Raw genomic sequence first — 24351 nt, 5'->3', positions numbered from 1 at the left:
GGTATTATCTTTGCACAAAACATCTACAGAATGGGATTTTTCGACATTTTCAAGAAGAAACAGTCCGCCGAAGCCGCTCCCGAGCAGGCTGAACAGCAGCGCGAGGAGCTCACCGCCGGACTCGAGAAGACCAAGACGGGCCTCTTTTCGAAGCTGGCGCGCGCCGTGGCCGGACGCTCGACCATCGACTCGGAGGTGCTCGACAACCTGGAGGAGGTGCTCATCACCTCCGACGTGGGGGTGGAGACGACCGTCAAAATCATCGACCGCATCGAGAAGCGCGTGGCGCGCGACAAATACATGAACGCCTCGGAGCTGCAGAAGATTCTGCGCGAGGAGATTGCCGACCTGCTCGAACAGTCGGTGGGCTCGGCCGAGAACTTCGGCCTCGACGTGCGCGAGGGCGAGCCCTACGTGGTGATGGTCGTCGGCGTCAACGGCGCGGGCAAGACCACCACCATCGGCAAGCTGGCCGCCCAGCTCACCCGCATGGGACGCAAAGTCTACATCGGCGCGGCGGACACCTTCCGCGCCGCGGCCATCGACCAGCTGGCCGTCTGGGCCGAGCGCGCCGGGGCGACGATGATTCGCCAGGAGATGGGCTCCGACCCCGCCTCGGTGGCCTTCGATACGCTCAAGTCGGCCAAGGCCAACGGCGCCGACGTGGTGCTCATCGACACGGCGGGCCGTCTGCACAACAAAATCGGCCTGATGAACGAGCTGACGAAAATCCGCAACGTCATGTCGAAGGTCATCCCCGACGCGCCGCACGAGGTGATGCTCGTGCTCGACGGCTCGACGGGACAGAACGCCTTTGAGCAGGCCAAGCAGTTCACCCAGGCGACGAAGGTCACCTCGCTGGCCATCACCAAGCTCGACGGCACGGCCAAGGGGGGCGTGGTCATCGGCATCAGCGACCAGTTCCGCATCCCGGTGCGCTACATCGGCATCGGCGAGGGCATCGACCAGCTGCGCATCTTCGACCGCCGCGAGTTCGTCGACGCGCTGTTCGGCGACGGGAAGCAGGGCGCACCCGCAAAATAGCGCCCGGCCGGCACGCCGGCATGCAAACCTCAATACGAGAGAAACAACGATGCGCAAAATCAACGTCATCACGCTCGGCTGTTCGAAAAATACGGTGGACAGCGAACATCTGATGGCCCGCCTCGAGGCGGCGGGCTACGAAGTGGTCTTCGACAGCGACCGGACCGACGCCAAGGTCGTGGTCATCAACACCTGCGGATTCATCGGCGACGCCAAGCAGGAGTCCGTCGACATGATACTCCGTGCGGCGGCGGCCAAGAAGGCGGGCAAAATCGAGCGGCTCTTCGTCATCGGCTGCCTCTCGGAGCGCTACGCCGACGAGCTGCGGGCCGAGCTGCCCGAGGTCGACGACTTCTTCGGCGCCCGCGACTGGACGGGCATCGCCCGCGCGCTGGGCGCCCCCGAGGGGGAGGAGCTGGCCACCGAGCGTCACCTGACCACGCCGCGCCACTACGCCTACCTCAAGATTTCGGAGGGGTGCAACTGGCGCTGCGGCTACTGCGCCATTCCGCTCATCCGCGGCCCGCACGTCTCGGTGCCGATGGAGCAGCTGCTGGAGGAGGCGCGCAAGCTCGCCGCCGGAGGCGTGAAGGAGCTGATGGTCATCGCCCAGGACACGACCTACTACGGCATCGACCTCTACGGCCGCCGCCGGCTGGCCGAGTTGCTCCGCGAACTCTGCCGCATCGAGGGGCTCGAGTGGATACGGCTCCACTACGCCTACCCCACGGGCTTCCCCGAGGAGGTCATCGAGGTGATGGCCAGCGAGCCGAAAATCTGCAAATACCTCGACATCCCCTTCCAGCACATCTCCGACCGCCAGCTCACGGCCATGAAGCGCCACCACACCAAGGCCGAGGCCTACGAGCTCATCCGCAGGCTGCGCACGCGCATTCCCGACATCGCGCTGCGCACGACGCTGCTGGTGGGCTACCCCGGCGAGACGGAGGAGGATTTCGAGGAGCTGCTGCAGTTCGTGCGCGACATCCGCTTCGAGCGGCTCGGCGTCTTCGCCTACTCCGAGGAGGAGGGGACCTACTCGGCGCTCGAGCTCAGGGACGACGTCCCCGACGAGGTCAAGCAGCAGCGCGTCGAGCGCATCATGACGCTCCAGCGCGAAATATCGCTCGAGAACAACCTCCGCCGCGTGGGCCGCACCGGCCGCGTCATCATTGACTCGCGCCAGGGCGACTACTACGTCGGACGCTCGCAGTACGACTCGCCCGAGGTGGACCAGGAGATTCTGATTCCGGCCGCCGGGGGCCGCATGCTGCGGGGGCACTTCTACCCCGTACGCATCGTCTCGGCAGCCGAATACGACCTCTACGGCGAGCGCGCGGAGGCATAAAAAATTTGCTTTTTCCCGTTCTTTTGCATACCTTTGAATTGCGAAAGTCATCCATTCCGACGACCATGGCCGACAAGAGCGTGATAGTAAACATAGAAGCCCGTGTCAGACAGCTCATGGGCGAGCACCGCGACGCCGTGCGGCTCAACCGGGAGCTGACCGCGGAGCGGGACGCGCTGAAGGCCGAGAACCGTGCGCTGAAAGAGCGCATCCGCGCGCTCGATGCCGAGTTGGCGCGGGCGCAGCTTGCGGAGGGTCTGGCCGGAGGGGATGGCGGCAGAGAGAAGGCGCGGGCACGCGTAAACCGTCTTATGCGGGAGGTAGACAAGTGCATCGCCCTGCTCCGACAACCCGAAACGGGCGCCGAAGAGCGGCAGGCAACGAAATAACCGATGGCACAGCAGGCAATAAAGCTCAAACTGGCAGGCAAAAGCTACTCGTTCAAAATCGAGAGCGAGAAGGAGGAGTTGTACCGGCTTGCCGAGAAGGAGGTCAACCAGTACGTAGCCTCCATCAAGCAGAACAACTTCCAGGGCTGGACCGACCAGGACTACCTGGGGATGGCGGCGCTCAAGTTCGCCATTGCGCTGCTCGACCTGAAGCAGAGCCGCGAAGTGGGCGATGAAGACCTCAAGCGGCTGACGGCGCTCGACAACGAGCTCGACCGCTACCTCAACGCTCTGGAGCCCGAACGCTGACCCCGGGGCCGCAACGAAAGAGCCTCCGGACCACAGAAAGGGACCGAGGGAGTGAATCGAAGAAAAGGGCCGAGGAAGCGGACCAAGGAAGAGGGCCAAGGAAGAGGATCAAGGAAGAGGATCAAGGAAGGGAGCCGAAAAGGGGCCGGAAGGAAGAGCTGAAGATAACGGCCGGAGGGGCAAGAGCCACCGGACGACAAGACACAAGACGACAAGCGAACACAAGATAGAAAACCGTTCTTTTACATATTCGGAGGAAAATCTACCCGCATAGATTCCTTAAGCTTTGCGAAACTGAACACTTTTTACATTGGGGCAACTCGTCGGTGCTTCAAAATCAGGCCTTAACCCTTCGGGGTGCATGCATCGGCATGCCGTTGGAAGATTGCGATTCCCGGAGCCCCCACACTTGACTTATCGGCAGATTCGTCAAACGAGACAAGGAACTCTATGCGGTTTTTTTATGACCACAATTAACCTAATTATAAACACAGAGAGATGACAACCATCATTTTGACTGCCTGCATCTCCGCCCTCGTTGCCGTTGGCATCTACATAGCCATCACCAACTTCGTAACGAAAAACACCATAAAGAAACGTTGCGAGGCCGCCGTGAAGGAGGCCGAAGCCGAGGGAGAGATGCTCAAGAAGGAGCGTATTCTCCAGGCCAAGGAGAAGTTCATACAGCTCAAGAGCGAGCACGACCGCCAGGTAAACGAGCGCAACCAGAAGCTCGCCCAGAGCGAGCAGCGGGCCAAGCAGCTCGAGGCCAACCTGCAGAACCAGCAGCGCGAAGCGGAGAACAAGTGCCGCGAGAACGACCGCCTCAAGGAGCAGCTGCAGAACCAGCTCCAGCTCCTCGACCACAAGCGTGAGGAGCTCGAACAAATCAAGCGCGAACAGAACGTGCGCCTCGAACAGATTTCGGGCATGAGCTCCGAGGATGCCAAGAACATCCTCATCGAGAACATGAAGGCCGAGGCCAAGAGCGAGGCGGCCGCCTACATCAACGAAACGGTCGAAGAGGCGAAGCTCACCGCCACGAAGGAGGCCAAGCGCATCATCATCGCCTCGATTCAGCGCGTGGCGACCGAAACGGCCATCGAGAACGCCGTCACGGTCTTCAACATCGAGAGCGACGAGGTCAAGGGCCGCATCATCGGCCGCGAGGGGCGCAACATCCGCGCACTCGAGGCCGCCACGGGCATCGAGATTATCGTCGACGACACCCCCGAAGCCATCATCCTGAGCGGCTTCGACCCCGTGCGCCGCGAGATTGCCCGTCTGGCGCTCCACCAGCTGGTCACCGACGGCCGCATCCACCCCGCCCGTATCGAGGAGGTGGTGGCCAAGGTCCAGAAGCAAATCGAGGAGGAGATTGTCGAGGTGGGCAAGCGCACGACCATCGACCTGGGCATCCACGGCCTGCATCCCGAGCTGATTCGCATGATTGGCAAGATGAAATACCGTTCGTCCTACGGCCAGAACCTGCTCCAGCACGCCCGTGAAACGGCCAACCTGGCAGGCATCATGGCTGCCGAACTGGGCCTCAATCCCAAGCTGGCCCGCCGCGCCGGTCTGCTGCACGACATCGGCAAGGTGCCCGACGACGAGCCCGAACTGCCCCACGCAATCATCGGCATGAAGCTGGCCGAGAAGTACAAGGAGAAGCCCGAGGTATGCAACGCCATCGGCGCCCACCACGACGAGATTGAGATGACCTCGCTCATCGCCCCCATCATCCAGGTCTGCGACGCCATCTCGGGAGCCCGTCCGGGAGCCCGCCGCGAAGTGGTCGAGAGCTACATCAAGCGTCTGAAGGAGATGGAGGACATCGCGCTGTCGTACCCCGGCGTGATGAAGACCTACGCCATCCAGGCGGGTCGCGAGCTGCGCGTCATCGTCGGCGCCGACAAGCTCTCGGACCAGGAGTCTGAGAGCCTCTCGCACGACATCGCCAAGAAGATTCAGGACGAGATGACCTACCCGGGCCAGGTCAAGATTACGGTCATCCGCGAAACGCGCGCCGTCTCCTACGCCAAGTAGCGACCCGGCGGCCGCCCAAGGGAGGGGCGATACGGAATTGCCCGACAGGCCGGAAGGGCGTCCGGGCCGTTCCATACCGGGCCGTACGAACGGCGGCTCGAAGGATGCGCCGAAACCGGCTGCATGAAATCCTCCCGGGAAGAGCCAACGAAAAGAGCCTCCGACACGCGCGCGTGTCGGAGGCTCTTTTTATCTATTGGAATACGAAGGCGCGACCGTCCCAAACGCCAAAAAAGCGGAGCAGAAGCCGCGCGCCGGAATCAGCCGAGCATTCCCGCCACCTGGCGCCAGAGGGTCACGGCGAAGAAGAGCCCCAGCGCCGCGCACATCACCAGCAGCAGGCCGTTCATGACCCGCACGTCGGGCTTCGAATCGCCATGCACATGGGTGTCGATGTATTCGCGCAGGAAGCGGTAGAGGGCCGGCAGCAGCGCACAGGCGAGCAGCAAATCCTCGGGGATGCCGAAAAAGTAGATTTTCGAGAAGCCGATAAGCGCCCAGTGGCAGAGGAAGAGGATGACGAAGAGGTTCACCCGCTTCGAAAAGGCGAGCAGCAGCCCGATGGTGAAGACCGCCACCGAGCAGGGCATCACCGGCGAGGTCAGCGCCGGGAACTCCAGACCGCGCAGCAGCGAGAGGAGCGGATAGCAGAAGGGAACGGCGAAGAAGAACCACACCAGCCGGTCGTGGCGACGCGTACGCTCGAAGGTGGTGTAGCCCACCGCCAGGTCGTAGAGCCAGATGAGGGCCATCACCCCCCAGAAGAAGGCCATCACGCCGCTGTAGGCCCGCTCGCGGCAGGCCACCAGATAGTAGGCCACGGCAATCCACCCGTTGACGAAGACCAGATAGAGCTTCATGGCCAGCTTCGTCGCCCGCGACGGCCGCCGGTAGAGCAGCACCGTGAGGAGGATGCCCGCCGCCAGAATGGCCAGCTGCACGGGCCACGTCGTGGCGTTGTAACGCGCGATGGTCTGCCAGAAGAGTTCGTTCATGATTCGCTGTCGTACTCTTTGCGGCGCGTGAGCGAGTGCGCCCGTTTGTTGAAGAGAAAGATGGGGGCCGCAGCGCCTGCCGCAAGCATGAAGATGACGCTGCAGGTGACGAAGCCGTTGCGGACAATCTCAAGCAGATAGGTGCTGCTGGCGGCCGGATTGTCGATGTTCTGCATGAACATAATCATCGAGAAGACCGTCTTGTAGGCATACATGCCGGGAATCATCGGCAGCAGCGCCGGGATGAAGAGCACGGTCATCGGACAGAGGATGCGGCCGCCGAGCAGCAGGCTCCCCACGCCGATGACCACCGAGGCGCAGAGCGAGGCGCTGGCGATGTCGAGCCCCGCCTGCATCAGGGCGAAGCGGAACGCATGGCCGACGGCAGCCAGCAGCGCGATGACCGGGAAGGCGCGCATCGGCGGGTCGGAGATGGCTCCGAAGCCTATGGCGGCAATCGCCGCGAAGAATCCGTCGGAGAGGAGGTCGAGCAGCGTCATAGCAATCCGTTTTTGACAATCATGAGCGTGCACGACAGCCCGACGGCGATGCAGACGATGAGCATCAGCGCCGAGGTGAGGCGGGCGATGCCGTTGAGCACATGCCCCTCGACGATGTCGATGACGCCGTTGATGAGCGGCACGCCGGGGATGAGGTAGAGCACGCTCGTACCGATGGCTATCTCGGAGGTGGTCTCGAAAATCAGCGCCCCCGAGGCATACATCGAGGCGGTGAACGACGAGGCGATGAAGGTGACGTAGTGGTTGAATCCGCGCGCCTGCATCCGCTGCTTGAGGAAGAAGCCCAGCAGCGTCGCCGTGAAGACGAAGCCCATGGCGCACCAGTCGCCGCCGAAGAGACGGCAGAACGAGGCGTTGGCAAAGCCGACGAGCAGTAGCGTGAAGACGGGGTCGAGCCGCGACCGGGTGATGATGCGCTCGTAGCGGGCGCGGATTTCGGGGAGCGACAGCCGACAGTCGTAGGCCTCCCAGCTCAGGGCGCTCAGCTCGGCGTTGAGCTCGAAGCTGATGGGACGGGGCGGAATGTCGGCCACCTCGCTGTAGACCTCGCGGCTCTCGTCGTCGTAGACCGAGAAGGTCATCTCCTTCTGGAAGGCCGAGACCATCACCCGCACGCCGAGTGCCGCCCCGAGCCGTTTCGAGTTGCGCACCACGCGCGAGGTGTGGACCCCCGAGCCCATGAGCCGCGTGGCATACTCGGCGATGAACTGCGCAATCTCCCTCAACTCCGCACTTGTCTTCATACCGCAATAGTTTCCAGGGGACAAAGATAGTAAAAGGGCCGTGCAAAACGCCATGACGCAGGCAATTTTTGCCCCTAAGGCGCACTCCCGGCGAGGCAAAGCTCCGCAGCGAGCGGATTTTTGGCTATCTTCGCACCATGAAACCCACCCCGAGCCTTGCAACCTACATCGAAGCGGAGATTATCCCCCGCTACGACTCGTTCGACCGTGCACACGACCGGCGGCATGTCCGCTCGGTCATTGACCGCAGCCTGACGCTGGCCCGAGAACTGGGGGCAGACCCCGACATGGCCTACACCGTGGCCGCCTACCACGACACGGGACTTGTGGCCGGACGTGAGCGCCACCATACGGTTTCGGGCGAGATTCTGGCGGCCGACACCGCGCTGCGCCGCTGGTTCGACGAGGAGCAAATCGCTGCGATGCGCTGCGCCGTCGAGGACCACCGCGCCTCGGCCAAGGAGCCGCCCCGCAACCTCTACGGCCGCATCGTCGCCGAGGCCGACCGCCTCATCGAGCCGATGGTCATCCTCCGCCGCACGCTCCAGTACGGGCTTGCCCACTGCCCCGAGCTCGACCGCGCGGAGCAGTATGCCCGCTGCCGGGCCCATCTGCACGAGAAGTACGGCGAAGGGGGTTACCTCCGCCTCTGGCTCCCCGATACGGAAAACGCCCGCGCGCTCGAACGGCTGCGCCGCCTGCTCGACGACGAGGCTCAGCTCCGCACGCTCTTCGAGCGGCTCTACGACGAGGAGTCGGGACGCTGAGCCGCCCCCTCCGGAACTTCCACCCCGAACCAGTCCATCCCGAGGCGTCAGAAGCAGCAGCCAGCGGCAGGCAGCAGGGCGTAGACCCGAGACTGCCGGACCCAAGGCGTCCGGACCCGAGGCGCCCCTCCCCGCAGCGCCCTACCCTGCCCCACCGTAAATCCTGCCCCGCCGCAGATGCCGTATAAAATAAAGAAGCGGTCCCGGTTCCCGGGACCGCTTCTTTGTCTCAGCGTGGGCAGCACCCGCTGCGGGCGCCGCACAACGGACCGCTATACGAAGGGGAGCTTCACCACCTCGGCGCGCAGCAGACGGCCGCGCACCTCGACGGCGATTTCCGACCCCGGCTTCGCGAACTCGGGCTTCACGTAGCCCATGCCGAAGCCCACCTTCATGCAGGGGGACATCGTACCCGAGGTGACGTGGCCAATCTCCGCACCGTCGGGCGAGGTGAGCTTGTAACCGTGGCGCGGAATGCCGCGGTCGATGAGCTTGAAGCCCACCAGACGGCGCGTCACACCCTCGGCCTTCTGACGCTCCATGAGCGGACGGTCGATGAAATCCTTGCCGTCGACAAACTTGGTAATCCACCCCAGACCCGCCTCGATGGGCGACGTCGTGTCGTCGATGTCGTTGCCGTAGAGGCAGAAGCCCTTCTCCAGACGCAGCGTGTCGCGCGCACCCAGACCGACGTTCTTCAGACCGTACTCGGCACCGGCCTCCCAGAGCGCCTTCCACAGTCGGTCGGCATCCTCGTTGGCCACGTAGATTTCGCAGCCGCCCGAGCCCGTGTAGCCCGTGATGGAGAGGATGGCATCGCAGCCCGCCACCTTCATCTTGCGGAAGGTGTAGTACTCCATCTGCTCGACCGGCTCGTCGCACATCTTCTGGACGACCTTCATGGCCAGCGGTCCCTGCACGGCCAGCTGGCAGATTTCATCCGAGGCATTGTAGAGCTGCTTGCCCGGACCCGCCTCGAGCCCCATCTTGGCCCCCTCGGCGCAGATGTGGGCCCAGTCCTTCTCCGTATTGGCGGCGTTGACCACCAGCAGGTAGGTCTCGGCGTCGATGCGGTAGACCAGAATGTCGTCGACGATGCCGCCGCGGCCGTTGGGCATGCACGAATACTGCACCTTGCCGTCGTAGAGCTTCGACACGTCGTTGGTCGTGATGTGCTGCAGCAGCGCCTCGGCCTTGGGCCCCTTGACCCAGATTTCGCCCATGTGGCTCACGTCGAAGACTCCCACGCCGTTACGCACGGTCATATGTTCGTCGTTGATGCCCGTAAACTCGATGGGCATGTTGTACCCCGCGAACTCGGCCATCTTGGCCCCCGCCGCGAGGTGGTACTTGGTGAAAGCGGTTGTTTTCATTATGGTTGTTTTAGGTTCGGTCAATTCGTTTTCCTAAGATTTTCCGGCGCGCCGGCATCCTCCGCCGAAGGCCGCCCCCGAAGAGAGCTGCACGGAGAGGACACTTCCCGGAGCACCGCACGGCCGGCCCGGTGCACGCCGCGCGCGGCGCCCCGCACAGCTACTCGTCGCGCCGCTTGACGCCCAGCCGCGGACAGCGGTGGAACTCCTTCGTGCGGTCGAACAGATAGCGGTAGGTGGTGTGGACCTTGTGGCGCGTGGCGCAGACGTAGGTCTCAATCATGCGGTTCATCACCGGATTGAAGTCGCCAATCCACGCCAGCTCGAGCGTCTTGTAGCGCGTCTGCTGCTCCATCATGAAGTGCCAGTACTTGACCATGATGGCCGACTCGACGCCCTTGCCGTGGAACTCGGGCGCGATGCCGAAAATCACGCCGAAGATGCGGTCGCTGCGCTTGCGCACCTTCAGCTCCCAGAGCAGCTGCAGCTTCTGCCACCAGCCGAAACGGCCGTTGAAGCGGCCGATGATGCGGTTCAGGTCGGGCACCGTGATGAAGAAGCCGATGGGCTCGTCGTTGAAATAGGCAAAGAAGATGATGTTGGGGTCGATGAGCGGCTTCATCTGGCGCATCATGTAGAGCGCCTCCTCCTGCGTCATGGGCTTCACCCCCGAGAAGAGCGCCCAGGCCTTGTTGTAGACCAGGCGGAAGTTCTCGGCCTCCTCCTCCAGATTGTTCATGTCGATGGTCTCGACGTGGTAGCCCGGCGTCGAGTAGAGCCGCTCGGCGCGGTCGAAAATCCGGGCGCTCGTCTCCGAGACGTTTGCACGCCAGATGTAGCTGTTCTGGTTGAAGTAGTTCTGGAAGCCGTAGTTCTCGAACAGCTCCTTGTAGTAGGGCGGGTTGTAGGGGTTGCGGTAGAGGGGCTGGAACTCGTAGCCCTCGACCAGCAGGCCCCACCAGTCGCGCCGCTGTCCGAAGTTGACCGGGCCGTCCATCGCCTCCATGCCGCGGCTGGCCAGCCACATGCGCGAGGCGTCGAAGAGCATGTCGGCCACGCGCTGGTCCTCAATCGACTCGAAGAAGCCGCAACTGCCCGTGGGCTGCTCCTCGAGGGCCGCCTTCTCGCGGTTGTAGAAGGCCGCGATGCGCCCCACCACCTCGCCCGAGGCGTCGCGCACCACCCAGCGGATGGCCTCGCCGTCGGCGAACAGGTCGTTCTTCGCAGGGTCGAAGACCTCGCGGATGTCGACATCGAGGGGGCAGACCCAGTTGCGGTTGCCCTTGTAGATGCGTTTGGGGAGGTCGAGCCACTCGCGCTCGAGGGCCGGCGTGGTGACCTCCTGCAGAACATATTTATCGGAATTCATCTCCTTGAATTTTCGTAAGTCTACGCAAAGATAACAATAAAAACCGATTTGCATCGGCTCCCCCCGATTCATTTCGGGAAAGTCGCCCTTTTGCCGCCCGCAGCGGGTCACAACGCACCGACGAAATGGCTCCTGCTATTGGATATCACGCCCTTTATCTTTATATTTGTATATTCGACAATGTCTAAACCGACTGCCATGGAGAATACCCCCGAAGAGCGGCTGCCCGAGAGCCGGGAGCCCTACCGCTTCATGAAATACCGGATTCACAAGATTCTGCTGGTCTGCTGCAGCTACGACGGCTACATCCTCGAGGAGGACGGCCACATCGAGTCGCAGATTAACCAGGAGTACCTCGAACTCAACCTCTCGAATCCCCCCTCGTTCACCCGCGTGAGCTCGACAGCCGAGGCGCTCGAGCTGCTGGACGAGGATGACTCCTACGACTTCATCCTGACGATGTACAACGTCGGCGAGCCCGACGTCTTCGCCTTTGCCCACATCGTCAAGGAGCGCCACCCGCGCATCCCCATCGCGCTGCTGACCTCCTTCTCGAAGGATATCTACCGCCGCATCGAGGAGCGCGACCGCTCGGCACTCGACTACATCTTCTGCTGGCACGGCAACACGGAGCTCATCATCGCCATCATCAAGCTCATCGAGGATGCCATGAACGCCCGCGAGGACATGCTCCAGGGGGGTGTCCAGGCCATCCTGCTGGTCGAGGACTCCATCCGCTTCTACTCGACCTACCTGCCCGAGCTCTACAAGCTCATCCTGCTGCAGAACACCGAATTTCTGAAGGATGCGCTCAACGAGCAGCAGCAGGTGCTGCGCAAGCGCGCGCGGCCCAAGATTCTGCTGGCCACTTCCTACGAGGAGGCGGTCGACCTCTACGACCGCTACCGCAACAACCTGCTGGGCGTCATCTCCGACGTGGGCTTCGTCCTCCACCGCAACGACCCCTCGCAGAGCGAGAAGCGCGACGCCGGCATCGACCTCTGCCGTCACATCCGCGAGGACAACCCGCTGATGCCCATCCTGCTGCAGTCGTCGCAGACCGAATTCGAGGAGATTGCCCGCCAGCTGGGCGTGGGCTTCATCGCCAAGAACTCCAAGACGCTGCTCTCGCAACTGCACGAATACATCTCCCGGGAGTTCGCCTTCGGCGACTTCATCTTCAAGGACCCCGCCACGGGGGCCGTCATCGGCAGCGCCCGCGACCTGAAGCAGATGCAGGAGATGATTGCCACCATCCCCGACGACGCCTTCGAGTACCACACCTCGCAGAACCACCTCTCCAAGTGGCTCTACTCGCGCGGTCTGTTCCCGCTGGCGGCCGCCATCCGCCGCCACAACAAGAGCCACTTCGCCACGCGCGAAGCGCACCGCCGCGCCATCGTCAACCTCATCAAGGACTACCGCACGCTGCTCGGGCAAGGGGTCATCGCCCGCTTCGACCCAGAGACCTACTCCGACGCGGTGGCCTTCGCCCGCATCGGCGAGGGGTCGCTGGGCGGCAAGGCGCGCGGCCTGGCCTTCATGAACTCGATGCTCATCAAGTACCGCCAGTACGACAAGCACGAGGGGGTACGCATCCTCATCCCCCGCTCGGTGATCATCGCCACCGACTACTTCGACGAGTTCATCCGTCTGAACGGTCTGAAATACATCATCTCGCAGGACCTGCCCGACGACGTGATTCTCTCGGAGTTCGTCGGCTCGACCGTGCCGGTCAAGCTGCAGGAGGAGCTGCGCGCCTACATCCGCACCACCTCCGGACCGCTGGCCGTGCGCTCATCCTCCAAGCTGGAGGATTCGCACTACCAGCCCTTCGCCGGCATCTACTCGACCTACATGATTCCCCACGTGGACAACGAGGGGCAGATGCTCCGCCTGCTGCTCAAGGCCATCAAGAGCGTCTACGCCTCGGTCTACTTCGCCGCCTCGCGCGCCTACATCTCCTCGTCGCAGAACGTCATCTCGGAGGAGAAGATGGCGGTCATCATCCAGGAGGTCTGCGGCACGGAGCAGGAGGGGCTCTTCATGCCCACCTTCTCGGGCGTGGCCCGCTCCATCAACTACTACCCCATCGGCGACGAGACGCCCGAGGAGGGCATCTGCAACGTGGCGATGGGCCTGGGCAAGCTGGTGGTCGACGGCGGCCGCACGCTCCGCTTCTCGCCCAGCCATCCCCGCAAGGTGCTCCAGACCTCGACGCCCGAGCTGGCGCTGCGCGACACGCAGAGCGAGGTGCTGGCCCTGAGCCTCCGCCCCGAGGAGTTCCGCACCTCGATTGACGATGCGGTGAACCTCCACCGGCTCGACCTCACGCAAATCTCCACGCTGCGCAACGCCCGCTACGTCTGCTCGGTGTGGGACCGCGAGAACGAGCGCATCTCGGACAGCCCCATGGACCCTGGGCGAAAGGTCATCACGTTCAACAACATTCTGAAGTACAACACCTTCCCGCTGGCCGACATCGTCTGCGACATCCTGCGCATGGGCACCGAGGAGATGCGCTGCCCGGTCGAGGTGGAGTTTGCCGTCAACATGGACGTCCCGGCGGGCCAGCAGCGGATTTTCAACCTGCTGCAGATTCGCCCCATCATCGACAACCAGGACAACCGGCCGATGGACTGGTCGACGGTCGACACCTCCGAGGCGCTCATCTACGCCGAGAGCGCGCTGGGCATCGGCGCCATGCACGACCTGGCGGACATCATCTACGTGAAGCCCGAGACCTTCGACACGCTCTCGACCGAGCACATCGCTCAGGAGCTGCTGGAGTTCAACCGCAGCATGCGCGAGGAGGGGCGCTCCTATATATTGGTAGGCCCGGGCCGCTGGGGCTCGTCGGACCCCTTCCTCGGCGTCCCGGTCAAGTGGACCCACATCTCCGAGGCGAAGGTCATCGTCGAGTGCGGCATCGAACGCTTCGAGGTCGAGCCCTCGCAGGGCACCCACTTCTTCCAGAACGTCACCTCGCTGGGGGTGGGCTATCTGACCATCAACCCCTTCCGCGGCGACGGCAGCTTCCGCATCTCGCGGCTCGACGCCCGGCCAGCGCTCCGCGAAGGGGAGTTCCTGCGCCAGGTGCGCTTCGAGCGGCCGCTGCGGGTCTATATCGACGGACGTTCGAACAAGGGCATCATCGCCGAGTGCCCGGCCGATGAGACCGTGTGACGAATTTGCTAAAATTTTCCATGGAGAGTTACAATCTATCGGGAATAATACTATATTTGTACTAAACAACAACCAACTAAAACTTCACAGACTATGAATGTAAACAAACTGATGGCCGAGCTCGAGAAGAAGCACCCGGGCGAGAGCGAGTACCTGCAGGCCGTTCGCGAAGTGCTGATGACCGTAGAGGAGACCTACAACCAGCATCCGGAGTTCGAAGCCAACCGCATTGCGGAGCGCATCGTTGAACCCGACCGCAGCTTCACGTTCAAGGTGGTATGGGTGGATGACAAGGGCGAAGTGCAGGTCAACACCGGCTATCGCTTCCAGTTCAACAACGCCATCGGTCCCTACAAGGGCGGTTTGCGTTTCCATCCCTCGGTGAATCCCTCGATTCTGAAGTTCCTGGGCTTCGAGCAGATTTTCAAGAACGCGCTGACGACGCTGCCGATGGGCGGTGCGAAGGGCGGCTCGGACTTCAACCCCAAGGGCAAGTCGGACCGCGAGGTGATGCGTTTCTGCCAGGCCTTCATGACCGAACTGTGGCGCCACATCGGTCCCGAGACCGACGTTCCGGCCGGTGACATCGGCGTGGGCGGCCGCGAAATCGGCTACCTCTACGGCATGTACCGCAAGCTGGCGCGCGAGAACACGGGCGTGCTGACGGGCAAGGGCATGACCTACGGCGGTTCGCTGATTCGTCCCGAGGCTACGGGCTTCGGCGCCGTATACTTCCTGCGCCAGATGCTTGAAAAGGCCGGTATGGACATCAAGGGCCAGACCATCGCCATTTCGGGCTTCGGCAACGTGGCCTGGGGTGCCGCTACGAAGGCTACCGAGCTGGGTGCCAAGGTGGTGACCATTTCGGGTCCCGACGGCTACATCTACGACCCGGCCGGTCTGGACAAGGAGAAGATTGCCTACATGCTCGAGCTCCGCGCCTCGAACAACGACGTTGTGGAGCCCTACGCCAAGAAGTTCCCCGGCTCGCAGTTCTTCCCCGGCCGCAAACCGTGGGAGGTCAAGGTCGACATCGCCATGCCGTGCGCAACGCAGAACGAGCTTGACGGCGAGGATGCCAAGAAGCTGCTGGCCAACGGCGTGAAGATTGTTGCCGAGGTTTCGAACATGGGTTGCCGTCCGGAGGCCATCGACGCCTTCATCGCGGCGAAGATTCCCTACGGCCCGGGCAAGGCGGTGAACGCCGGCGGCGTGGCTACGTCGGGTCTCGAGATGACGCAGAACGCACAGAAGCTCAACTGGACGGCCGAGGAGGTCGATGCCAAGCTGCACCAGATTATGTCGTCGATTCACCACGCCTGCCTCGAGTACGGCACGGAGAAGGACGGCTACATCAACTACATGAAGGGCGCCAACATCGCCGGCTTCATGAAGGTTGCCAAGTCGATGGTTGAGCAGGGCATTCTCTAATCGACGAAAACTACGGAGCGACCCCTGTCGCTTCGACCAAAGACTCCGAGGAGGTTCGGCATCTGCCGGACCTCCTCTTTTTGCGCGCCCCGGACAGATGCAGCCCGCTTCGGCCCGGCTATCTGCTCCGCCAGAACCGGCTTCACCGGCTGTCTGCTCCACCGGTGTCTGCTCCACCGGCATATGCCGCGGCAAATGCCGGGCAAACACTCCCGCCCCGCAAAACCCTTGTGATGGAAAACCGCCTCCCGGTGGGGAAAATCCGACGGTCCGTTGAATTTATTTGACCAAGAGACCGCCCGTCGCTACATTTGAGCCGTATCACCAAAAACAAACGACCATGAAACATCTGTGCAGATTGACGGCTACGGCCCTTTGCCTCCTTGCGACGGCGCTCTTCACCGCCTGCGGCAACAGCAACAAAAAGGAGTCGCCGACTCCCCTCTCGCTCTCCGACATGACGGGCGAATATGCGGGCACCTTCGACTTCACCCCCTCACCGAGCAGCCTCAACCCCTCACCCGAGGCGCAGAACGGCGTCGAAGTATCGCTCCGCGTGGAGGATGGCCGCATCGTCATTCCCCGCTTCCCGGCCTCAACCCTCGTTACGGCCCTCCTGGGCGAGGAGCAGGCCGCACAGTTGCTCACCATGCTGGGCGACATCTCCTACGAGGTGGAAATCGGCACCCCCACGGCCGACGATACGCAACTCTCGGCCGCGCTGACCGCGCCCCAGCTGCGCATCGACCTGGCAGGCGTGCTCGTCGTCCTGATTGACATCGAGGCCCCCGCAAAGATGACCTTTACCCGGTCGGGGACGCTCGCCTTCACACTCAGAACCACTCGCTGTCAGCTGGGTGAGGGCGCAAGCGCAGGCGAGCCCTTCGAACTGGTCAACGAGCTGAAGTTCAAGCTGACGCGGAAGTAATCCGCGACGCAGCAACCGCACGAAACGGCCGAGTCCCCGAACACCGGAAGGAGTTTGGGGACTCGGTTTGTTTTCAGAAAGCGCCTCTGCGGCGGAGCGGCAGAGTCTGCAGGGCCGCGCCTCAGAAGACGGCCGCCACGGCAAGGCCCAGCGTCACCCGATGCAGCCGTTCGTGCGACGAGCGCACCATCGGCGGCGCCATGTCGTAGTCGAGCAGGAAGCGCACGCCGAAGTTCTGCGAGGCAAGGTAGGTAGCCGACACGCCCGTTCCGAGCTGGAATCCGCCGCAGCCCCCCAGGCGGGTCGTATCGGTGTTGCAGCTCTTGTAGCCCTCGTAGCCGCCCAGAAGCTTCGACCCCAGGAGCCACCGCACCGAGAAGGGGTAGGAGAGGTAGAGTCCGGCGCTGGCCGAGGCGCACTTGAGGTTCTCGGTCTGCGAGACATTGTTGACGCTCACGCGCAGATACGACGACGAGAGACGTCCGCCGATGCCCCAGTAGGGTGTGCGGAACCACGCCCCCTCGACCCCCACCGAGGGACCCGACATCAGCTCGACGCGCGTGGAGGGTCCCAGCCGGTAGCTGCCCGGCATGGTCGAAAGTCCGAGCGAAAAGCTCAGGAACGAGGGGCAGCGGTAGCGGTCGTAGACAAGCATCGTCTCCTCGACGTTGAGCCCGCGCCGCTTGTAGATGAGGTCGGCGAAGAAGTAGCCCAGCTCCGTGGCAAGGATGCCGATGCCGGCCCCCACCATCACGTCGCTCACCCAGTGGCGGTTGTTGAGCTGGCGAGAGACGCCCGTCAGCGTGGCCACCGTATAGCCCCCGACACTCACCCAGGGCGAGAGGTGGCCGTACTCCTTGTGGAGCATCGTGGCCGCCATGAAGGCCGTCGCCGTATGTCCCGAGGGGAAGGAGTTGCGCGTCGAGCCGTCGGGGCGCATCACCTTGCAGGAGTACTTGAGCGAGTTGACCGCCGTGGCCATCAGCGCGGCGGAGAAGGCATCCGAGACCAGCATGCGCCCCCACGAACTGCGGCTTCGCACGCCGAAGGCCTTCATACCGAACATGGTGGCCATGGGGAGGTACTGCACGTAGTCGTTGTAGTGGTAGTCGAACGAACGGGCATGGTCGTTGCGCAGCTCGCGGAAATCGTCATCGAAGGGCTTCATGACCAGGCCCCCGACGATGAGCGGCACGGCGACGAAGGTCATGCGGTAGGCGCGCGTCGAGCTGCGCCGGTCGATGCGGCGCTCGTAGGAGGCCGAGGCGGGGACAAGGCAGGTGCGGCCGGTGCTGTCGGCAATCTGGCCGCATGCGTGCCGGGGTGCAAAGAGCACCGCCAGCATGAGCAGTAAAAGGGCTCGTGTCATCACTGTTTCGAAACCTGTTTACCGGATATCCGCGTTTTGTCTCCGGTCGGGACAATACCGCAAACCGGGGCCAAACCTCCCCGCAACACACACATCCGCACATCAAACATTCGGGCTGCAGGCTCCGGAGGGTATCGGAACCCCGACCCGCAAACTACCGCGCCCGGCGGCGCCGGCCGAGGGTACGAACCACCTCGCCGCCGATGGCAATGAGCGACGTGGAGCCGATGACGGCGGCCCACTCGCCCCACGAGAGCGGCACGGTACGGAAGACCGCCCCGCCGAACTCGACAATGAGCACCTGCCCGACGGCAATCACCAGCAGGATGAGGAAGAATTCACGACAGTCGTGCCAGTCCTTGAAGACCGAATGGCGCGTCTCGAAGCCCTTCGCATTGAACATGTTCCAGAACTGCATGAAGACGAAGGTCGAGAAGAAGAGCGTCAGCTCGCGGACGGTCATCTCACCGCTGCCGAACGACCAGTAGAAGAGCATGCCCAGCAGCACGACCACCATCACGCCGCCGCACGTGAAGAGCGTCCGCGCCATGGCGGGCGTAATGATGAACTCGTTGCGCGGACGCGGACGGTCGCGCATCACCTCGGGGTTGGGCGGCAGCGAGGCCATCGCCATGGCGGCGAAGGTGTCCATGATGATGTTCACCCAGAGAATCTGCACCACCGTGAGGGGCATGTCGGTGCCGAAAATCGCCCCGACGAAGCAGATGACAATCGCCGCGAAGTTGATGGTCAGCTGGAAAAGGACGAAGCGCTGGATGTTGCGGTAGAGCGACCGTCCCCACATGACGGCCGTGGCAATCGAGGCGAACGAGTCGTCGAGCAGCGTGATGTCGCTGGCATCCTTTGCCACCGAGGTGCCCGACCCCATCGAGAGGCCGACGTTGGCGAAGTTGAGCGCCGGGGCGTCGTTCGTACCGTCGCCCGTGACGGCCACCACCTCGCCGCGCTGCTGCAGCAGACGCACCAGCCGCTGCTTGTCGAGCGGGCGGGCGCGCGACATAATCTTGAGCTCGCCGACGCGTTCGAGCAGCTCCTCGTCGCTCATGGCGGCGAACTCGGTGCCGGTCATGTGGTTGTGCTCGCCGTCGACGGCGTCGTTCCACAGGCCGATTTGGCGGGCAATCTCACGCGCCGTGGCCGGCGTGTCGCCCGTGACAATCTTGATGGCGATGCCGGCCCCGAGACAGCGCGCGACGGCCGCCGGAACATCCTCGCGCACGGGGTCCGAGATGGCCGCCACGGCCGCAAAGCGGAGTCCGCCCGCCTCGACGGCCTGAAGGGCATCCTCTTCGGTGCACTCGCGCCAGGCAATGCCCAGCGTACGCATGGCGCGGTTCTGAAAGGCCAGCAGCCGCGTCTGAACCTCCTCGTCGCGCCCGTCGGGCAGCGACATCGAGCGCACAATCTCGGGGGCACCCTTCACGCAGAGGATGCGGCGCCCCGAGAGGCCGCTCTCGATGATGGTCGCCATGTACTTGCGCTCGGTGGAGAAGGTGAGGCGGTCGATGATTTTCGCCCCCTCGCGCAGCTGCTCGTACGACACGCCGCGACTGCGCATCCACTCGAGCAGCGCCCCTTCGGTCGGGTTGCCGATGATTTTGCCCCCGGCATCGAGGAAGGCGGTCGAGTTGAGGGCAATCAGCTCGTCGAAGGCCTGCTCCGGCAACTCGTCGTAGCAGACCAGCTCGTCGACGTGCATCTTGTTCTGGGTCAGCGTACCGGTCTTGTCGGTGCAGATGACCGTCACGGCGCCCATCGTCTCGCAGGCGTGCATCTTGCGCACCAGGTTGTGGGTCTTGAGCATGCGGCGCATCGACATGGCGAGCGAGAGGGTGATGCTCATGGGGAGCCCCTCGGGGACGGCCATGACGATGATGGCCACCGAAATCATGAAGATGTGGAGCACATGCTGCGAAATCTGCAGCCAGTCGCCCTCGAGCAGATGGCCCGCAAAGAGGGCCTTGCCCAGCATGACGCAGAAGATGGCGCACGAGAGGCCGATGCCGAGCTTGCCGATGAGGCGCGAAAGACGCGTGAGCTGGCGGTTGAGCGGCGTCTGCTCGTCGCTCTCGATGGTCGACTGCTCGGTCACACGCCCCGCCTCGGTGCGGTCGCCCACGGCCGTCACGACCATGCGGCCGTAGCCGTCGACGACCGTCGTGCCGCGCATGGCCACGTTCGACGGATAGGTGGCCTCGGCATCGAAGTGGGCCTCGTCGGTGGTCTTGTCGACCGACGGCTCGCCCGTCAGCGTCGACTCGTTGATGCTCAACGACACGGCCTCGACCAGCTCGCCGTCGGCCGGTACCGTCTCGCCGCTCTCGATGCAGACCACGTCGCCCACCACCACGTCGCGGCGCGGCACTTCGCACACCGCACCGTCGCGCACCACCTTGACCGGGATGTCGTCGTTGACCTGGTTGAGCCGGCGGAAGCGCCGCATGGCGTCCCACTCGAACCAGAAGCCGACACACGTGGCCAGGATGATGGCGCAGATGATGCCGATGGATTCGGTGAAGTTCTTCTCGACGAAGGCGATGGCCAGCGAGAGCACCGCCGCGAAGAGCAGCACCTGAATGATGGGGTCACGGAACTTGTCGATGAAGAGTTTCCACGCCGAGTCGTCCTTCGGCGGCGTGATGACGTTGTCGCCGTGGCGCTGCCGGCTCTCGGCGACCTGCTGCGGGGTAAGTCCCCGGGGGTTGTAATCTTTCATTCGGGAGGAGGTATTTGTGGGTTCAGAACTTGTTGAGGCCGAACTGCCGCGTCGAGGCATCGAGCCGCACGGCGATGAAGAGCAGGATGGTGAAGGCGATGAGCGACGAGCCGCCGTAGCTCATGAAGGGGAGCGGAATGCCCATCACGGGCATCAGCCCCACCGTCATCCCGACGTTGACCATCACGTGGAAGAGCAGGATGGCCGCCACGCAGTAGCAGTAGATGCGGCCGAAGGGCTCCTCCTGCCGCTCGCCCATCCGCATCAGCCGCAGGATGAGCAGACAGAGGAGCGTCAGCACGACCATCGTCCCCACGAAGCCCCACTCCTCGCCCACTGTGCAGAAGATGAAGTCCGTATGGCGCTCGGGCACGAAGCCGTACTTGATTTGCGTCCCCTCGAGGAACCCCTTGCCGAAGAGGCCGCCCGAGCCGATGGCGATTTTCGACTGGTTGACGTTGTAGTCCACCCCGCGCGGGTCGCTGATGATGCCCAGGAAGCTGAGGATGCGGTTGCGCTGGTGCTCCTTGAGAATCGAGTTGAAGATGTAGTCGGTCGTCGGCAGGAAAATCATCGAGCAGACGAAGAGCCCCATCGTGATGAAGATGTTGCGCAGGTTGGCGCGGTAGGCGTAGACGGCGACGAAAATCAGCGAGAGGAGCGTCACGGTGAGCAGGCAGTGGTAGAGGTCCATCGCGCCGGGAGCCACGAGCGACAGGATGACGTAGAGCAGCCCCGAGGCGAGGGCCAGCGCGGCGAGGAAGACCAGACGCGAGCGCCACCGGCCGTTCATCATCGCCTCCGAGAGCGTGCAGACCAGAATCATCAGCACGAGCAGCGTCATCGGCGCCAGCAGGAACGAGAGGATGAAGAGGGCGGCGACGAAGAGCACCGGGATGCAGAGCCACTTGTTCAGCCCCTCGCGGTAGAGGACGAAGAGGAACGAGCAGAGCACGACACCCGAGCCGGTGTCGTTCTGCAGGATGATGATGAAGAGCGGGATGCAGATGACCATCCCCACCTTGAAGAGGTTGCCCGGACGGTCAATCGAGAAGGAGTAGGCGCTCATGACGCGCGCCACGGCCAGCGCCGTGGCAATCTTGGCGAACTCGACGGGCTGCACGCGGAAGGAGCCGAACTCGAACCACGCCTTGGCGCCGTTGACCTCGCGGCCGAAGAGCAGGGCGGCGACCAGCAGCCCAAGGCCGATGAAGTAGGCCGGATAGGCGAACATGTGGAAGTAGCGCACGTCGAGCAGCAGCAGCACGACGGCCGTGGCCCACGCCACGCCGACCCAGATGAGCTGCTTCATGTAGAAGTGCGAGAAGGAGAAGAAGTCGCCCGTCCCTTCCTCGTACGACGCCGAGGTAATCGAGAGCCACCCCGCGATGACGATGAGCACGTAGAGCAGGACCGTACCGAGGTCCACGCCGTAGAAAATCGAGTTGGTCCGGTTAGCGGTCATATGCGGGGTAGTAGATTTTCATGTTCTTGATATACTCGACCAGTTGCGGGCGCTTGACCGTATCGGTCAGGTAGTACTCCTCGAGCAGGCTGGCGATGGGCAGGGCGGTCGTGGCGCCGAAGCCGCCGTTCTCGACATAGACCGAGATGGCGATTTTCGGGTTGTCCTTCGGGGCGAACGAGAGGAAGGTCGAGTGGTCGCGGCCATGGGGGTTCTGCGCCGTACCCGTCTTGCCGCAGACGTCCCACCCGTCGAGACGCGCCATACGCGAGGTTCCGTCGACATGCACGCCGCGCCACATGCCCTCGACAATCGGTTCGAAATACTTGGGCTCGACCATCGTGTAGTGGCGCTCGTAGAAGCGGCGGTCAAGCGAATCCTGCCCCTCGATTTTCTTGACGATGTGGGGGATGTAGTAGTAGCCGCGGTTGGCGATGATGGCCGCCAGGTTGGCCATCTGCAGCGGCGTGCAGCCCAGCTCGCCCTGGCCAATCGAGAGCGAGAGCACCGTGAGCGAGTTCCACGAGCCGCGGTAGACGCGGTCGTAGTAGGCGCGGTCGGGCACGTAGCCGTTGCCTTCGCCCAGAAAGTCCGAACCCAGCTTGCGGCCGAAGCCGAAGCTCTCGACATACTTGCGCCAGACGTCGAAGCCCTCCTTCACGCTGCCGTACTTCGGGTTGTCCAGAATGTCGCGGAAGACGTAGCAGAAGTAGGCGTTGCACGAGGTCGAAACGGCAAAACGCAAATCGAGCGGCGAGGGGTGGGCGTGGCAGCGCATCTTGAGCCGGCCGGCCGAGTAGCCCTGGTTGCAGATGTGGCGGTCCGACGGCTTGAGCACACCCTCCTGCAGACCGATGAGCCCCTGCACCAGCTTGAAGGTGGAGCCCGGAGGGTACTTCGCCCGCACGGCGCGGTTGAACATCGGGCGCCGCTTGTTGCGCACCATCTCGGCGTAGTGCTTGCTGCGCTCGCGCCCCACCATCTGGTCGGGGTCGTAGGTCGGCGAGGAGACCATCATCAGAATCTCGCCCGTCGAGGGCTCGATGGCCACCGCGGCGCCCACCTTGCCGGCCATCAGCTCCTCGGCGAAGAGCTGCAGGCGGGCGTCGATGGTGCTCACCAGATACTTGCCCGACTCGGGCAGCGTGTCGTACATGCCGTTCATGTAGGAGCCCTTGATGGCGCCGTGCGTGTCGACCTCCTGGATGCGCACCCCCTTGCGGCCGCGCAGCAGCGGCTCGTAGGCCGACTCCACGCCGCTCATGCCGACATAGTCGCCCGGCTTGTAGGAGGGGTTGCGGCGAATCATGTCGGCGTTGACCTCGCCCACGTAGCCCAGCAGGTTGCCGCCCACCTTACGCGGATACTGACGGACGGTGCGGTAGACGGTATAGAAGCCCCGGAAGTTGCCCTCGTCGAAACGCAGCTTGTCCTCCTTGGGGATGAAGTTCATCACCAGCCGCGCGGCACGGGGCCAGCGGCGTGCGGCGGCGAGCTCCCGCTCGAGCTTCTCGCGCGGAAGGCCCAGCACCGAGCAGAGGCGCGTCGTATCGAAGCCCGCCTTGTCGATTTCGCTGTAGACGACCATCAGGTCGTAGCACTCGCGGCTCTGGACCAGAAATTCGCCGTTGCGGTCGAAGACCTCGCCGCGCGTCGGGTACTCGACCACATGACGCAGGGCGTTGGCCTTGGCCAGCTCGACGTAACGACGGTCGAAGAGCTGGATGTAGGCCAGCCTCAGGGCAATCACCCCGAAGATGACGAGCACCACCGCCTGCAACACCCGCATGCGGGCCATTCCTTCACCACCGGTCATACGCGTACGGAGAGTTTCGAGGTGAATATGCGGGCGATGAGCCAGATGAAGCCCACCGATACGGCGCCGCTCACCGCAATGCGCACCACCGTATGCAGCAGATGGCTCCACGAGAGCGACTCGAGCAGAAAGAAGAGGGCGTGGTGTACGGCCACCATCGTCACCAGGTACTCCAGGAAGCGGCGCGAGCCGAAGCGGGCCACCGAGGGGATGCCCCCCTCGCGGGCGTTCTCATGGCCGTAAAACGAGTCAATGAGGGCCGGACGCAGCAGCGCCACGGGCAGCGTGGCGGCGGTGTTGAGCCCCGCACCGTCCGTAGCCCAGTCCATCGTCACCCCCGTCAGCAGTCCGAGCAGCAGCAGCACGACGGGCGGAATGTCGAGCGGCAGCAGGATGATGAAGGCGACGTATATGAGCGGATTGAGGTAGACGCTGATGGCCAGGTTGTCGAACAGGAAGACCTGGAGCAGTGCCGAAACGGCAAACAGGGCGACATAGGGCAATGTTCTGTACAT

The 24351-nt window shown here is 63.4% G+C and carries 19 protein-coding genes; 9 read left to right on the top strand and 10 right to left on the bottom strand.

The features are described from left to right. Window positions 1-30: 30 nt before the first annotated feature. The 5 genes from ftsY (at window position 31) to rny (ending at window position 5136) form a co-directional block, all read left to right on the top strand. Window positions 31-1044 (top strand): signal recognition particle-docking protein FtsY, encoded by a 1014-nt coding sequence (gene ftsY, locus C8267_RS09080; protein ID WP_087360213.1) that lies wholly within the window; start codon window positions 31-33, stop codon window positions 1042-1044. Between the two features lie 49 nt (window positions 1045-1093). Further along, complete coding sequence (gene rimO / locus C8267_RS09075) at window positions 1094-2392, top strand: 30S ribosomal protein S12 methylthiotransferase RimO (RefSeq protein WP_087360210.1); 1299 nt, start codon at window positions 1094-1096, stop codon at window positions 2390-2392. 5 nt (window positions 2393-2397) lie between these two features. Then, window positions 2398-2781, top strand: coding sequence for a hypothetical protein (locus C8267_RS09070; protein ID WP_317046026.1), 384 nt, complete (start codon window positions 2398-2400; stop codon window positions 2779-2781). 3 nt (window positions 2782-2784) lie between these two features. Further along, complete coding sequence (locus C8267_RS09065; RefSeq protein ID WP_087360204.1) at window positions 2785-3090, top strand: cell division protein ZapA; 306 nt, start codon at window positions 2785-2787, stop codon at window positions 3088-3090. A 498-nt stretch (window positions 3091-3588) separates the two neighbouring features. Next, on the top strand, window positions 3589-5136 hold the full coding sequence (rny, locus tag C8267_RS09060) for a ribonuclease Y (protein ID WP_087360201.1): 1548 nt from the start codon (window positions 3589-3591) through the stop codon (window positions 5134-5136). A gap of 260 nt (window positions 5137-5396) precedes the next feature. Here rny and C8267_RS09055 read toward each other — a convergent pair whose 3' ends face one another. Genes C8267_RS09055 through C8267_RS09045 form a run of 3 tightly spaced genes read right to left on the bottom strand, consistent with a single transcriptional unit; the run spans window position 5397 to window position 7395 of the window. Next, window positions 5397-6131: a DUF6064 family protein gene (locus tag C8267_RS09055; RefSeq protein WP_087360198.1), complete on the bottom strand. Its 735-nt coding sequence runs from the start codon at window positions 6129-6131 to the stop codon at window positions 5397-5399. Next, window positions 6128-6631: a threonine/serine exporter family protein gene (locus tag C8267_RS09050; RefSeq protein WP_106634393.1), complete on the bottom strand. Its 504-nt coding sequence runs from the start codon at window positions 6629-6631 to the stop codon at window positions 6128-6130. The genes C8267_RS09055 and C8267_RS09050 overlap by 4 nt, the downstream gene beginning before the upstream one ends. Continuing rightward, entirely contained in the window at window positions 6628-7395 is a 768-nt protein-coding gene (locus C8267_RS09045) for a threonine/serine ThrE exporter family protein (protein ID WP_106634392.1), read from the bottom strand. Before C8267_RS09045 ends, C8267_RS09050 begins: the two co-directional genes overlap by 4 nt. A gap of 137 nt (window positions 7396-7532) precedes the next feature. On the opposite strand from C8267_RS09045, the gene C8267_RS09040 reads away from it, so the two are divergent. Further along, complete coding sequence (locus C8267_RS09040) at window positions 7533-8162, top strand: HD domain-containing protein (RefSeq protein ID WP_106634391.1); 630 nt, start codon at window positions 7533-7535, stop codon at window positions 8160-8162. A gap of 272 nt (window positions 8163-8434) precedes the next feature. Here C8267_RS09040 and gcvT read toward each other — a convergent pair whose 3' ends face one another. Continuing rightward, window positions 8435-9535 (bottom strand): glycine cleavage system aminomethyltransferase GcvT, encoded by a 1101-nt coding sequence (gcvT, locus tag C8267_RS09035; RefSeq protein ID WP_106634390.1) that lies wholly within the window; start codon window positions 9533-9535, stop codon window positions 8435-8437. 160 nt (window positions 9536-9695) lie between these two features. Continuing rightward, window positions 9696-10904, bottom strand: a complete 1209-nt coding sequence (locus C8267_RS09030) for a hypothetical protein (RefSeq protein ID WP_087360183.1) — start codon at window positions 10902-10904, stop codon at window positions 9696-9698. 198 nt (window positions 10905-11102) lie between these two features. Here C8267_RS09030 and C8267_RS09025 point away from each other — a divergent pair, with 198 nt between their 5' ends. The 3 genes from C8267_RS09025 to C8267_RS09015 all read left to right on the top strand — a co-directional run bounded on the left by C8267_RS09025 (window position 11103) and on the right by C8267_RS09015 (window position 16449). Next, window positions 11103-14090, top strand: coding sequence for a PEP/pyruvate-binding domain-containing protein (locus C8267_RS09025; RefSeq protein WP_106634389.1), 2988 nt, complete (start codon window positions 11103-11105; stop codon window positions 14088-14090). Between the two features lie 93 nt (window positions 14091-14183). Next, window positions 14184-15521: an NADP-specific glutamate dehydrogenase gene (gene gdhA, locus C8267_RS09020; RefSeq protein WP_087360177.1), complete on the top strand. Its 1338-nt coding sequence runs from the start codon at window positions 14184-14186 to the stop codon at window positions 15519-15521. 340 nt (window positions 15522-15861) lie between these two features. Then, entirely contained in the window at window positions 15862-16449 is a 588-nt protein-coding gene (locus C8267_RS09015; RefSeq protein WP_087360175.1) for a DUF4840 domain-containing protein, read from the top strand. Window positions 16450-16570: 121 nt separating this feature from the next. Here C8267_RS09015 and C8267_RS09010 read toward each other — a convergent pair whose 3' ends face one another. The 5 genes from C8267_RS09010 to C8267_RS08990 form a co-directional block, all read right to left on the bottom strand. Continuing rightward, window positions 16571-17818, bottom strand: coding sequence for a phosphatase PAP2 family protein (locus tag C8267_RS09010; protein WP_106634388.1), 1248 nt, complete (start codon window positions 17816-17818; stop codon window positions 16571-16573). Between the two features lie 154 nt (window positions 17819-17972). Beyond that, the gene (locus C8267_RS09005) at window positions 17973-20555 is read right to left on the bottom strand and encodes a calcium-translocating P-type ATPase, PMCA-type (RefSeq protein ID WP_106634387.1); all 2583 of its coding nucleotides are present in this window, start codon (window positions 20553-20555) and stop codon (window positions 17973-17975) included. Window positions 20556-20577: 22 nt separating this feature from the next. After that, on the bottom strand, window positions 20578-22020 hold the full coding sequence (rodA, locus tag C8267_RS09000; RefSeq protein WP_106634386.1) for a rod shape-determining protein RodA: 1443 nt from the start codon (window positions 22018-22020) through the stop codon (window positions 20578-20580). Further along, entirely contained in the window at window positions 22010-23836 is a 1827-nt protein-coding gene (locus C8267_RS08995; protein ID WP_106634385.1) for a peptidoglycan D,D-transpeptidase FtsI family protein, read from the bottom strand. Before C8267_RS08995 ends, rodA begins: the two co-directional genes overlap by 11 nt. Next, window positions 23833-24351 (bottom strand): rod shape-determining protein MreD, encoded by a 519-nt coding sequence (locus C8267_RS08990; protein ID WP_106634384.1) that lies wholly within the window; start codon window positions 24349-24351, stop codon window positions 23833-23835. The genes C8267_RS08995 and C8267_RS08990 overlap by 4 nt, the downstream gene beginning before the upstream one ends.

It is taken from the genome of Alistipes sp. Marseille-P5061, assembly GCF_900290115.1.
Lineage (GTDB): Bacteria > Bacteroidota > Bacteroidia > Bacteroidales > Rikenellaceae > Alistipes > Alistipes excrementigallinarum.
This window is presented reverse-complemented; position numbering and strand designations above follow the sequence as displayed.

Coding starts and splice junctions, on each gene's coding strand:
- C8267_RS08995 (WP_106634385.1), bottom strand. CDS start 23,836: ATGACCGGTGGTGAAGGAATGGCCCGCATGCGGGTGTTGCAGGCGGTG.
- rimO (WP_087360210.1), top strand. CDS start 1,094: ATGCGCAAAATCAACGTCATCACGCTCGGCTGTTCGAAAAATACGGTG.
- rodA (WP_106634386.1), bottom strand. CDS start 22,020: ATGACCGCTAACCGGACCAACTCGATTTTCTACGGCGTGGACCTCGGT.
- ftsY (WP_087360213.1), top strand. CDS start 31: ATGGGATTTTTCGACATTTTCAAGAAGAAACAGTCCGCCGAAGCCGCT.
- C8267_RS09025 (WP_106634389.1), top strand. CDS start 11,103: ATGGAGAATACCCCCGAAGAGCGGCTGCCCGAGAGCCGGGAGCCCTAC.
- C8267_RS09050 (WP_106634393.1), bottom strand. CDS start 6,631: ATGACGCTGCTCGACCTCCTCTCCGACGGATTCTTCGCGGCGATTGCC.
- C8267_RS09005 (WP_106634387.1), bottom strand. CDS start 20,555: ATGAAAGATTACAACCCCCGGGGACTTACCCCGCAGCAGGTCGCCGAG.
- C8267_RS09010 (WP_106634388.1), bottom strand. CDS start 17,818: ATGACACGAGCCCTTTTACTGCTCATGCTGGCGGTGCTCTTTGCACCC.
- C8267_RS09030 (WP_087360183.1), bottom strand. CDS start 10,904: ATGAATTCCGATAAATATGTTCTGCAGGAGGTCACCACGCCGGCCCTC.
- C8267_RS09055 (WP_087360198.1), bottom strand. CDS start 6,131: ATGAACGAACTCTTCTGGCAGACCATCGCGCGTTACAACGCCACGACG.
- C8267_RS09065 (WP_087360204.1), top strand. CDS start 2,785: ATGGCACAGCAGGCAATAAAGCTCAAACTGGCAGGCAAAAGCTACTCG.
- C8267_RS09045 (WP_106634392.1), bottom strand. CDS start 7,395: ATGAAGACAAGTGCGGAGTTGAGGGAGATTGCGCAGTTCATCGCCGAG.
- rny (WP_087360201.1), top strand. CDS start 3,589: ATGACAACCATCATTTTGACTGCCTGCATCTCCGCCCTCGTTGCCGTT.
- gcvT (WP_106634390.1), bottom strand. CDS start 9,535: ATGAAAACAACCGCTTTCACCAAGTACCACCTCGCGGCGGGGGCCAAG.
- C8267_RS09040 (WP_106634391.1), top strand. CDS start 7,533: ATGAAACCCACCCCGAGCCTTGCAACCTACATCGAAGCGGAGATTATC.
- C8267_RS09015 (WP_087360175.1), top strand. CDS start 15,862: ATGAAACATCTGTGCAGATTGACGGCTACGGCCCTTTGCCTCCTTGCG.
- gdhA (WP_087360177.1), top strand. CDS start 14,184: ATGAATGTAAACAAACTGATGGCCGAGCTCGAGAAGAAGCACCCGGGC.
- C8267_RS08990 (WP_106634384.1), bottom strand. CDS start 24,351: ATGTACAGAACATTGCCCTATGTCGCCCTGTTTGCCGTTTCGGCACTG.